The following is a 12018-nucleotide window of genomic DNA, read 5'->3' as shown; positions in this document are numbered from 1 at the left end:
CGGTGCCGCGGGACCGGCGCGGCTACCCGGGAAGGCCCCGGTACCCGGCCGCGAGCTGCCCCACGGCGAGGTCCAGCAGCCTGCCCAGATCGGCGTTTTCGTCGGCCAGCCACTGTTCGTACGCGGTGACACACGCCGCCAGGACAGTGCTGCCGATCAGCTGGGGCAGCAGGTCGGATGCGGGGAGTTCCAGGCGCCGGGCGGCGAACTCCGCGACGAGCGCCCGCCAGGAGGCGTACCGCACGGCCGAGTCGGCCTGGAGTGTCGGCACACGCAGGATGAGGGCCATGCGCTGCCGGTGCCACGGGACCACCGCCGGGTCGAACCGGTTGAACTCGACGACCGCCTCGCGCAACGCGTCCATCAACGGGGTGCCCGCCTCGGCCGCCGTGAGCAAGGCGTCCAGCCTGACCAACTGCTCTTCGAAGTCACCCCAGACCAGGTCGTTCTTGGAGGCGAAGTAGCGGAAGAAGGTCCGCCGGCCGATACCCGCCGCGGCGGCGATGTCGTCGACGGTGGTGTCGTCGAAGCCCCGTTCCGCGAACAGCTCGAAGCCCAGCCGTTCGAGCACGCCCCTCGAGGTGACGCGCGGCCGGCCCATGCGGGCAGCTCCCGCGCACACCGCCGAACTGCCCCCTGGCGGCTCCATCCCCGCTCCCCTTCCCGGTACGACCTCTCCCCGCGCCGGACGGCCCTGCGCCCAGACGCCGTCGTCGCCATCCTCCCATCGCCGACGCCGGTGGGTCCGCCGGGCCCGTCCCGATCGAGCGGCCGGTGCGGGCGGGAACGCGAGGACGGCCGCACCGGGCATGAGAGGACGCCCTGGACCATGGTGGGGGAAGGGGCCGCGGTGGCGCGAGGGTGTGCCACCTCGATCAGTCACCGGTCCCGGACCCGGCTCCGCCAGAACGGGGGCACATCAAGAGGCGTCGAGAAAACCCCGGTGTGTGGCGGACACACCGGGCAGGTCGTCATGATCGACCACGAGCGGAGCGTCGGGGCCGCACTGCGCGCCGGCTCCCTCACCGACATGGTGGTCAACCACCGCGACGACTGGCGCTCGGACGATGACTGGAACCGTCCGCCGGTGGTGGCCCGGGTGAGCACCGACAGCCCGGGCGGCATGGTGGCCGCCGCCCGGCCCGAGCTGGAGGTGCTCCGGATCGGCGGTCGGAAGGGGGAGCCGGTCGGCCTCGCCCCGGTCACCGGTCTCCCCCGCCTGCAAACGCTCACCGCCTCCCCGGGCACGCCGGCCGATCCCCTGGAGATCGCCGGGCTGACGGGTCTGGAGTACCTGAGTCTCGGCCCCGCGGAGTGGCGCGTCCTCCTCGACGCGGGCACCGTCCCCCGGAGCCTGTCGGCCGCCGGCATCGATGTGCAGGGCGAACAGCACCCGCTGCCGGTCCTCGACCTCGCCGACGAACTCCTCGCCCTGTGGGACCGCCCCCTGATCACCCGGACCCTCCTCGAAGGCGGCCTGGACACCGACCGGACGGCCGGGGACGCCCCGTGAGCGACCGCGGAACGGAGGGCGGCCACTCTCGGTACGGTGCCGAACAGGCTCCGACACCCCACACCGCGACCGTCAGCCCCTACCGACCGGGGTGATCGTCCAATGCCGCGAAGTCGACAGCTCGGCGGCGGCGTCCAGCGTGACGCGAGGCGAAGAGGACCTCGGCCGCCCAGGGGATCGGCCAAGATCTTCCGAGCGGGCGGGAGCCCGGCGGCTCAGCCCGGCACGGGCGGCACCCATGACGTGTCCACGCCTGGTCATGGATGAGCTGACGCAGGCAGACCCGGGACCCGGACCGGCCACCCGTCTGCGGCACTCCGCCGTTCCGTCACCGCTCCCGGTGTCACCGTGCACTGACGCGTCGCTCGTCGGCCAGGGAAGAAAATTGACACACCATAAGATGGATCTTCCGAACTCTGGTCGATCCAAAGGAAACAGATGGGCAAACAGATACGGAGCACGGCGTTACTCGGTGCCCTGCTCGCGCTGGGTGCGGCCCTGCTCGTTCCGGGCACCGCACAGGCGGAGACCGTCACCTCCGGTGACTACACAGCGGTGTTCAACTACCCCACGCCCACGACCTACGACTCATCGATCAACACCTCGGTCGGCGACCTGATCGATCTCGCGGCACCCGGCTCGACCCTGTACATGGGCATGTACTGGTTCAACAGCTCGGACCTGCAGGCGAAGCTCACCGCCGCCCAGAGCCGCGGCGTCACGCTGCGCATCGTCTCGGAGTCGGCGAACCGGGCCAGCAGCAACCTGGACGGTCTGACGCTGACGGGCAACTCCAGCCTCACCTGGTGCTCCCGCGGCTGCCTGGGCAACGGCTCGGGCGACACGAACGCGATCGACCACGACAAGTACATCGTGTTCGACGCGCTCACCGACGGACGCACGAACGTCGTCTGGCAGAGCTCGCAGAACCTCGCGGGCGGCCAGGACGGCGAGATCAACAACGCGGTCGTCGTGTCCGGCAACGCGACCCTCGCCTCCCGGTACCGCGCGCACTTCAACCAGCAGATCAAGCATGCCGGCGACAGCCTGCACACGACGTACGACTACACCACGGGCGACCCCGGCTCCCCGGTCGAGGCGTACTTCTTCCCCCGGGACACCGACTCGGACGCCACCCACTACGGCAATGCCGACATCCTCGCCTCGTTCATCGACGAGGTCGACTGCAAGGCCGGCGGAAAGATCAGGATCTCGGCGGCCGAGCTCGACCAGCGGACCACCCGCCCGGCCGTCTACGCCGCCCTGCAGGCGAAGCGCTCCGACGGGTGCAGCGTGGACGCGAACGTCCGTGATCTCAGCGCCGGTGGCGGCAACAACGGCGTCAACGACCTCACCGCCCTCGACATCGCGGCCTACGGCAACCGGCCCGGCGGGTGCCGCTACAAGTCCTCGGCGACCGCTTCCTGCAATCACGGCACCACTCATTCCAAGTACCTGCTGACGGAGTGGACGGCGGCCGACGGTACCGCGGTCCGGCATGTGTACACGGGCTCCCACAACTGGACCTCGGGCTCGCTGAAGACGAACGACGAGACACTGCTGCGCATCGACGACCCGACGGTCTACCAGGCCTACGTCGCCAACTTCACCAAGGTGCGCTCGGGTGCGGTCGACATCGACGCCTCGAAGTACGGCACGACGTCCCAGCACTACTCGCGGGTCAACGTGGAGACCGACGGCGACCAGCACTACAGCGCCATCGCCTCCGGCGGCACCTCGTCCGTCTACACCGCGGTGGTGTACGAGCAGGGCGACCGGCACGACTCCTCGGACACCGAGCTGGGCACCGACGTGTACATCCGCATGTACAAGGACGGTGTCGCGTTGTGGAACGAGAAGCTGCTGAGCAACAGCGGCACCGGCGGCAGCATGACCTGGTCACATCAGAAACCCGACGTCGGCGTGGACGACCAGGGCAACGCGATCGTCGCGTGGGCCAAGGACGACGACGGCAACAAGTTCGCCGACATCGCCGTGGTCAGAGTGGCCCCGGACGGCACGGTGACCGCCCTGGCCCGTCCGCACGCCTCCGGCAGCGGGGACCAGCTGCGGCCGACGGTCGCGGTGGCCGGCGACGGCTCCTACACCGTCGCCTGGGAGAGCACGGCCGACGGCTCGACGCTCGACCAGATCTACGCGAGCAGCTGGTCCGGGACCGGTGCGCTGCGCTACCAGGACGTCCAGATCAGCACGATCAACTCGGGTGCGGCCGGGTCGAACCGCCGCCCCGACGCGGCGATCGACGACGCCGGGAACACCGCGATCGTCTGGGAGGAGGACGCGGACGGCAACGGCGGCCTCAACATCGGTCTCGCGAAGCTGAACACCTCGGGCGGCTTCGCCGTGGCCCGCAAGACGGCCAACACCCTCACCGACGGGCAGCAGACCGTTCCCGCGGTGGCGTCGACGGGCGACGGCCGGTTCGTCGCGGCGTGGACGGACGAGTACACCACCGGCACCGGCACGCCGGTGCGGCCGCAGCGGATCTACGACCGCGTCTTCTCGGCGACCGGCAGCGCCGCGGCAGCCGAGCAGCGGACCACCGAGGACGGCACCGGCAGCGGCCCGTACGTCGACGACGACCGGCCGATCTCCGACCAGGACGTCGCCGACGTCACGGTCGCCGACGACGGCAGCTTCGTGGTCGCGTGGAAGGAGGCCTTCGACGTGAACCTCGGCGGGACCCTGTACGCGGGCAAGGACGACGTATGGGCCCGCGGCTTCAACGCGGACGGCACGACGACCGGCAGGCTCCCCGCCTACCGGATGAACGTGGTGACCGGCGGCGGCCAGGGCGGCCCGGCCGTGACCCTGGCCCCGACCGGCCGGCTCGCGCTGACGTACTCGGACGACTACGACGGCAACGGCTTCAACGAGATGCGGCTGCGGGACTCGTTCAGCAACTCCTGAGTCCTGGGGAGCGGCCTCGCTCCTGAGGCCCTACGCCGTGCGAACGCCCCTGGGCGGCACCCCCGGAAGGGGTGCCGCCCTGGGTACTGCGCTCGCCCTGGAACGCGGTCCCTTCAGGTGTGAGGCACGAGGCTCTCCCCCGCAGCGACAAGAGGCGGTGCGCGATATTACCGTTCTCGGAATGGAGATGTCGCAGTTCACCACCCGTGCCCGGCTGCTCGTGGACAGTCCGGCGTTCACCTATCGCCAGCGGGTCCAGGCGCTCGCCGGCCTGGCCGAGGAGGCGCTCGACGCGCCGAAGGTGTCGACCGCCTGCGCCGAGGCGCTCGAGTCCGGGCTGATAGGCGACCTGGCGGAGGGGCACGCGCCGTACCGCCCGCGCTATCTCCTGCCGGACTACCGCCGCGCCCTGGCACAGGGGTCGGCGTTCCTGCAACTCGAGCCGCCGCGCGACCTGTTCGAGGCGGTCGCCTTCCTCCTGTCGATGTACTCACAGGTGCCGTCGATCACCGGTTACCCGGTCTACCTGGGCGACGTCGACCAGCTGCTCGAGCCGTACGCGGCCGACGTCGACGACGAGACCCTCACACGGCTGATGCGCCTGATGTGGGTGACGATCGACCGCTCGCTGCCGGACGCGTTCACCCACGCGAACCTCGGCCCGGACGACACACGCGTCGGACGCACGGTGCTCGCGCTGGAGCGCGAGCTGCTGCAGACCGTCCCCAACCTCACCCTGCGCGTCGACGTCGACCGCACCCCGGACTCGCTGCTGCTCGACGCGGTCCGCACCGTCTTCGCCTGCGGCAAGCCGCACTTCGTCAACCACGCGATGATGCGCGACGACCTCGGCCCGGACTACGGCGTCGTCAGCTGCTACAACTCGCTCAAGATCGGCGGCGGGTCGCACACACTCGTGCGGCTCGACCTCGCCGAGTCGGCGCGCCGGCACCACGGCGACGTGGAGTCGTACCTGGCGGCGACGCTCCCCCAGCACGTCGCGCTCAACGCCGAGCTGATGGCGGCACGCATCACGTCCCTGGTCGAACAGGCGCGCTTCTTCGAGCACTCGTGGCTGGTCGACGAGGGCTTGCTGTCGCTCGACCGGTTCTCGGCGATGTTCGGCGTCTACGGTCTCGCCGAGTGCGTCGACTCTCTCGTCGCCGCCACCGGCGGCACTGGCACGTACGGGCACGACGCCGACGCCACGGCCCTCGGGTGGCGCATCGTGGAGCGGGTCGCCGACCTCGTCGCCGGCACGCCGCTCCCCCACTGCGAGGGCAACGACGGCGTCGCCTTCCTGCACTCGCAGTCGGGCATCGACTCCGATGTCGACGTCACGGCAGGAACCCGCATCCCGATCGGCACCGAGCCGCCGCTGCACGAGCACCTGCTCGCCGTCGCGCCGAACCACAAGTTCTTCGCTTCCGGCGTGAGCGACATCATGCACTTCGACGACACGGCCGTACGCAACCCGCGTGCGGTGGTCGACGTGATCCGCGGCGCGATGGCGGTCGGCATGCGTGACGTCACGTTCAACCTCGACAGCAACGACTTCATCCGCATCACCGGCTACCTCGTGCGCAAGTCCGACCTGGCCGGACTCGAGGCCACGGGTGTCGCGCGGCACGGCAGCGACGTGCTCGCGGCCGGCTCGGTCGCCAGCTCGCACGTGACCCGGCGCGTGGTCAAACGCGTCGTCAGCGCGGAGTCGTCGCCCGGGCTCGGTGCCTGACGTGACGGCCGTCCCGTCCGCCGTGCCCGGCGCCGTCCCGACCGCGGTGCCGAGCGGACTGCTCGCGGACGTCGTCCGCTTCTCGTGGGTCGACGGGCCGGGCAACCGCTACGTGGTGTTCCTGCAGGGCTGCAACCTCGACTGCCTGGCCTGCCACAACCCGCACACCATCCCGCGTGCGACGCCGCGGGCACGGGCCGTCACCGTCGAGGAGACCGTGGCCGACATCCGCACCTACGCACCGTTCCTCTCCGGCATCACGGTGTCCGGCGGGGAGGCGACCCTGCAGGCGCCGTTCGTGGCCGCGCTGTTCGAGGCGCTGCGCGACGACGCGGCCACCTCGTCGCTCACCCGCCTCGTCGACAGCAACGGCTGTGCGTCCGACGAGGTCTGGGACCTCCTGCTGCCCCTGTCCGACGGCGTGATGCTCGACCTCAAGGCACTCGACGTCGACGTCCACCGCGAGCTCACCGGCTCGGACAACACACCGGTGCTCCGGTCGATGGACCGCCTCGCCCACGAGGACAAACTCACCGAGGTCCGGCTGCTCGTGGTGCCCGGGCACAACGACGGCGAGGACCGGCTGCGGCGCACCGGCGACTACCTCGCGACGCACGCACCGGGCGTGCCGGTCAAGGTCATCGGCTTCCGCCCGCACGGCGTGCGCGCCGCCGCACGCCGCGTCCCGGCACCGACCGACGACCGGAGAGCCGAGTACGGACGCCGGATCGCCGCCCGGGTCGGCGCCGAACTCGTCACGGTCGTCTGACCACTCGGCGGGTACGGCCACCGCATGGTCATCGGGGTGGGGCGGACTCCTGAAGATCGTGCGGTGGCCGCGGGCCATGGCGTGGACCCTGCCCGCCGGGACGCCGGTGCGGTCCGCGACGACCTGCGTGTCTGCGCCGCCGAACACCTCGGCGCTGCCGGCGGCGTTCTCGTGGTCGATCCGCGCCGGACGCCCGGGTCGCCGCCTCCCGGGTGGCCGACGACGAAGTTCACGTGCTGCCGTCCACCAGCTCCCCGTGTTCGCCGCCCGCCCCTCCCCCGACAACTCCTCAACGAGTGGCGAGCGTCTGCCCACCGTCGCCGATCGGCCGTCTGCGCCCCGGCAGGACGGCCAAGGCTGTGAGCCCCGGGCGCCTTTCCCGCGGTCTCAGTCGGCACCCCCCCGAGAGTGCCCCGTTCAGGAAGACCTCGACCAGCTCCTGCGGGGTCAGGTCGGGCTCGTCCTCGGTACGCGGCTGGGTGAAGAGCAGCCCGAAGAAGACGGCCGCGATCTGCTCCGGCGGTCGGCGCAGGGCCGCCTTGTCGGGCTCCAGCAGCTCGGTGAGGGCCGCACGGACACGGGTCGTCGACTCGTGGCGGCCCGAGCCGCGCACCGTGCCGGGGTGCTTGCCGCCGCGATGCCCCAGCGAGCCGAGGATCGCGCCCGTCCCGGACATGTGCGCCTGCGGTGCCTCGGCCGCCTCCGCGAGCCGGTCGGGCAGCGGCTGGGACACGTCGATCGCGTCGAGTTCGCGCACCGCGTTCTCCGGGGGGAGCGCCTCGGCCACGCAGGCCTGCAGCAGCTCGTCCTGGTCGGCGAAGACCCGGAAGATCGTGCCCTCGCCGATGCCCGCAGCGCGGGCGATCTTCGCGGTCGTCACCGCGGCGCCGTACCCGGCGATCAGCGGAACCGCGGTCCGGATGATCATTGAGCGGCGCTCCTCCGGCAGCGCTTCCCGAACCCCGCCGCTCGCCGACGGCGACCCACCGAGATCCACAACGGCTGGAGCAGGTGCCGCTCACGTCCGTTGATCCTCCTGTCGGCATCAGAACCCCGTGGGGTGTGGGTGACGGTCTTCCGCCCGGTGGACAGCCTCGGATCAGGTGCGAGTCTCCACGCAGGAGTCACCTGATGCAGGACACTCCCCGGGCATCGGCCGGGGCCGGGTGCGGTTCAGCGGCCCTGATCCGCGAGGAGAGCGTTCAGGCGGGGGTAGACGGTGCGTGCGTTGTGCTCCTGTATCGCGGCCAGCCGGCCGGCGGGCAGCCCGGCGGCCTCGGTGTAGCGGCGGGTGTCGTCGAAGTGGTGGCCGGTACGGGGGTCGATGTCCCGGACGGCGCCGATCATCTCCGAGGCGAAGAGGATGTTCTCGGCGGGGACGACGCCGAGGAGGAGGTCGATGCCGGCCTGATGGTAGACGCAGGTGTCGAAGTAGACGTTGCCCAGGACGTGTTCTTCGAGTGGGGGTTTACCGAGGGCCGTCGCCAGTCCGCGGAAGCGGCCCCAGTGGTAGGGGACGGCACCGCCGCCGTGCGGAATGATCAGGCGGAGGGTGGGGAAGGCGGGCTGCCGTCCCCCGACAGGGGCGTGGGGATATCGCGTGCTGTCCGGTGAGATGACGTGGGTGTGCGCGTCCACGATCTCCATCAGGCCTCCCAGGGTTCCAGGACGGTTGTCGGCGGCTCGGCACCTTGGCCGGAACTCGTACACCGACTGAAGTCCAACCCGACAGGATTATCAACAATTTTATTCGACTATTTTTTCAGCACTGACTCCCGGATGCCGCCGATCGGCCACCCGAGGAGGCGGGACGCCCCGGCCCCCAGGGACATGAGACAGATCTTGACGTGGGGAAATGACGTCCGTCGGTCCTCTGCGGACGGGACTGTCCGAGGCGCCGCCGACGGCGCCGCCGACGGCAGGGATGCGCCGGAAGAGTCGGGCCGTCGAACTCGCAGAGGGTCGTGGCGGTCGACGCCCGCCGCGCCCGCACGACGCCGCCGGCAGCACGGCGAAGCCACCGGCCGGCCGAGTCGGTGTGCCGGTCGGCCGCGCCCGCGCGGAGGAAACCGGCTCGCAGGGCGCCCCGCGCCGGGGCGACGGCCACCGGTCCGCTCGCGGGACGCGCGGCCTCCGGGACGGGGACTTGCAGGGGGCACCCGGCGCTCGCCGCGCAAGGCACGTCGGTCAGGACCGGCGCGCGCCACCTGACCGGCCGCGGCCGCCTCCCGTACGTGTCACATCACAGGCTCGGCGGGCCGCGCGGACCCGGTCGCACGCAGTTCTTCGATCACGCCGGCCAGTTGCGCCTCGGCGGCGGCGTCGGCGGCGTCGGCGTCACCGGCGACCACGGCGTCGATGATCGACAGGAGCTGGGGCAGCGACTGCTGCGGGCGCCCGGGCCGCATCGCGAGGCGGAACTGGAAGCGCACCATCTGTGTGTTGAGGCGCTCCAGCTGCCGCTTGGCGACCACCTGGCCGCTGAACTCGATGATGAGGTCGTGCAGTCTCCGGTTGAGCATCGAGTAGGTCTCCGGCGCGTTCTCGGCGACCGCCGCACGCAACTGCCTCCCGACCTCCGTCAGTTCGGCACGCTGGACGTCATCCGCGTACTGCGCCGCCCGGCGGGCGCACACCCGCTCCAGCGCGGAGCGGCACTCGGTGATCTGGACGGCCTCCTCGACCGAGATCATCCTGACCCGCGCCCCACGGTTGCGCACGATCTCCACCAGGTCGTCGGAGACGAGGTCGAGCAGCGCTTCGCGTACGGAGCTCCGGGTCACCCCGAGTTCGTCGGCCAGGTCCTGCACCACCAGCCGCTGCCCCGGCACGAGGTCGCCGACCCACAGGGCGTGACGGATGTAGGTGCTCACATGGGTCCGAGCGGCTGCCCCTTTGACGGGCGTGCTGGTCACCGGCTGTCGCTCTCTCTCACACGCGGACATGCGCCGCTTCGTCCTCACGGGCTTCGGATCAGATCACTGATTTTATCATCGGACATATTGTCGGCAATTATTGTGAGAGTTCCATCAGGTTCATGATCATGAAGTCGCCGGACCGTTCCCCGACACCGCGCGGACGACGAGAACCGGCGGGGACAGTGATGAGCACTCCGTGCTCTCCGGGGCCCCTGCTCGAAGAGCTCGGGGGAGCGCCCCGGGCGTCGTGACGGGACGAACGCGCCGCGGCACCGAGCGTGCGGTCAGCCGAGCGGGCGTATCGGATCGCCTGCGAGGAACGCCCGGATGTCCTCGACGGCCTGGCCGTAGTACGTCGCGTAGTTGGCCCGGGAGACGTAGCCGAGGTGCGGGGTGGCGAGCAGCCGGGGTGCGGTGCGCAGCGGGTGATCGGCGGGCAGCGGTTCCTCGGCGAAGACGTCGAGGCCGGCGCCGGCGATCCGGCCGTCGCGCAGCGCGGCCAGCAGGGCGTCCTGGTCGACGATGGCCGCGCGGGAGGTGTTGACCAGGTAGGCGGTGGGCTTGAGGAGGGCGAGTTCGGCGGGGCCGAGCAGGCCGCGGGTGCGGTCACCGAGCGCGAGATGGACGGAGACGAAGTCGCTGTCGCTCAGCAACTGCTCTTTGGAGGAGGCAAGTTCGACGCCGACCTCGTCGGTGCGGTCCTCGGTGAGGTTCTGGCTCCACGCGCTCACGCGCATCCCGAAGGCCAGGCCCACCCGCGCCACCCGGCTGCCGATCTTGCCCAGTCCGAGGAGTCCGAGTCGGCGGCCGTGCAGGTCGGCGCCGACGGTGGACTGCCAGGGGCCGCCCGCGCGCAGCGCGTTGTTCTCGGTGACGAGGTTGCGGGCGAGGCCGAGCAGCAGGGTCCAGGTCAGTTCCACCGGCGGGGTGGCGGCGCTGGCGGTGCCGCACACCGTGACGCCGTTGCGTTCGGCGGCCGCGTAGTCGATGACGGAGTTGCGCATGCCCGATGCGATGAGCAGCCTGAGCCGGGGCAGGCGGTCCAGCAAGGTGCCGGGGAACGGTACCCGTTCGCGCAGGGTCACGACGATGTCGAAGTCGGCGAGCCGGGTGGCGAGGCCGTCCTCGTCGGCGATGTGCGTGTCGAAGGCGACGATGTCGACGCGGTCCTCGACCGGGCTCCAGTCCGCCGAGCGGAGAGCGGTGTCCTGGAAGTCGTCGAGAACGGCACAGCGCATGCGCATGTCGGTTGTCTCCGTAGTCGGGGTCGGCCGTGGTGACGCCGACGCCGCGAACCGTCGGCAGCCGATCACATCATGCTCGACGGCCCCGCCGGGGCCCGGGGTGCTCAAGAGCCCGGACGGGCCCGTCGGCACCGGACCAGCGGACGGGGCTGTCTCCTCTTCGGCGGCCATGACGACCTCCAGCGAGGTCTGGTACGGCCGTCGGATGACGGCTGCACGATCTCCGTGTCGGGGCGCCCTCGTTCCGGCTGTCTCACACCTGCTTGGGCACCCTGCCGTTCCGGCCGAACACGAAGCACATCAGCCGGTGCCCCGCGTCGGCGGTGGGGCCGAACATCAGCGGGCAGCCGCCGTCGATCACCGTGATCCCGTGGGAGCGCCCGTACCGCGCAGCCGCCGGAGAGACGCTGCCGTCCCCGAAGACGGGGCCGTGCATCCACGCCCATACGACGCCGAGTTCGGCGCACTCCCTCATGGTGCCCTCGGCGTGTTCCGGGCGGGTGGCGATCACCACGGCCTCGACACCGCCGGGGATCGACGCAAGGGAGGGGTAGCACGTGCCGCCTTCGACCTCGTCCGTGTTCGGGTTGACCGCGAACACGTCGTAACCGCGCTCCCGCAGGCGACGGAAGACCACGTTGGCGCCGTGCCCCTGCGGTTTCCGGGACACCCCCGTCACGGCTATCCGCTTCTTGGCCAGGAACTCCGATGCGGCCTCTTTTGTCGTCGGCACGGGTGACTCCCTCGCATGCTGCCGGAACGCCCCAGCGTCCAGGGGCCTGATCGCTCTCCCCCACAAACTGCGCCATTGCCCGCGTCCCGGCCAGTGCCCAACGCCACCCTGATCGCCGTCATCCAGCCCTGCCGCACCGCGGCAAGACGTCATACACTCCCGCGGCTCGCGGCCC

The 12018-nt window shown here is 71.0% G+C and carries 8 protein-coding genes and 2 pseudogenes; 4 read left to right on the top strand and 6 right to left on the bottom strand.

All coding sequences use genetic code 11. The features are described 5' to 3' along the window. Positions 1–22: 22 nt before the first annotated feature. Entirely contained in the window at positions 23–601 is a 579-nt protein-coding gene (gene mftR, locus ABZ862_RS24790; RefSeq protein WP_360961794.1) for a mycofactocin system transcriptional regulator, read from the bottom strand. A 372-nt stretch (positions 602–973) separates the two neighbouring features. Between mftR and ABZ862_RS24785 the strand changes: the two genes are divergently transcribed. From ABZ862_RS24785 to ABZ862_RS24770, 4 genes are all read left to right on the top strand, one after another. Beyond that, on the top strand, positions 974–1513 hold the full coding sequence (locus tag ABZ862_RS24785; protein ID WP_360961791.1) for an SMI1/KNR4 family protein: 540 nt from the start codon (positions 974–976) through the stop codon (positions 1511–1513). A gap of 438 nt (positions 1514–1951) precedes the next feature. After that, positions 1952–4444, top strand: a complete 2493-nt coding sequence (locus ABZ862_RS24780) for a phospholipase D-like domain-containing protein (protein WP_360961788.1) — start codon at positions 1952–1954, stop codon at positions 4442–4444. A gap of 181 nt (positions 4445–4625) precedes the next feature. Next, positions 4626–6179 carry a YjjI family glycine radical enzyme gene (locus tag ABZ862_RS24775; protein WP_360961785.1) on the top strand — a complete coding sequence of 518 codons (1554 nt, stop codon included), beginning with the start codon at positions 4626–4628 and terminating at the stop codon, positions 6177–6179. Then, positions 6172–6948 carry a radical SAM protein gene (locus ABZ862_RS24770; protein WP_360961782.1) on the top strand — a complete coding sequence of 259 codons (777 nt, stop codon included), beginning with the start codon at positions 6172–6174 and terminating at the stop codon, positions 6946–6948. Before ABZ862_RS24775 ends, ABZ862_RS24770 begins: the two co-directional genes overlap by 8 nt. A gap of 397 nt (positions 6949–7345) precedes the next feature. Here the strand turns inward: ABZ862_RS24770 and ABZ862_RS24765 are convergent. The 5 genes and pseudogenes from ABZ862_RS24765 to ABZ862_RS24745 form a co-directional block, all read right to left on the bottom strand. Beyond that, positions 7346–7876: pseudogene (locus ABZ862_RS24765) on the bottom strand (helix-turn-helix domain-containing protein); the annotation flags it as partial. Between the two features lie 245 nt (positions 7877–8121). Further along, a pseudogene (locus ABZ862_RS24760) lies at positions 8122–8508 on the bottom strand (amidohydrolase family protein); the annotation flags it as partial. Between the two features lie 677 nt (positions 8509–9185). Next, on the bottom strand, positions 9186–9893 hold the full coding sequence (locus tag ABZ862_RS24755; RefSeq protein ID WP_360961779.1) for a GntR family transcriptional regulator: 708 nt from the start codon (positions 9891–9893) through the stop codon (positions 9186–9188). Positions 9894–10150: 257 nt separating this feature from the next. Continuing rightward, the gene (locus ABZ862_RS24750; protein ID WP_360961776.1) at positions 10151–11110 is read right to left on the bottom strand and encodes a D-2-hydroxyacid dehydrogenase family protein; all 960 of its coding nucleotides are present in this window, start codon (positions 11108–11110) and stop codon (positions 10151–10153) included. A 253-nt stretch (positions 11111–11363) separates the two neighbouring features. After that, entirely contained in the window at positions 11364–11843 is a 480-nt protein-coding gene (locus ABZ862_RS24745) for a CoA-binding protein (RefSeq protein ID WP_360961773.1), read from the bottom strand. Positions 11844–12018 lie beyond the last annotated feature (175 nt).

The sequence above is a fragment of the Streptomyces sp. NPDC047000 genome (genome assembly GCF_040644295.1).
In the GTDB taxonomy this organism is placed as follows: Bacteria; Actinomycetota; Actinomycetes; order Streptomycetales; family Streptomycetaceae; genus Streptomyces.
Note: the sequence above shows the minus strand (reverse complement) of the source record. Positions and strands in the feature narration are given on the sequence as shown.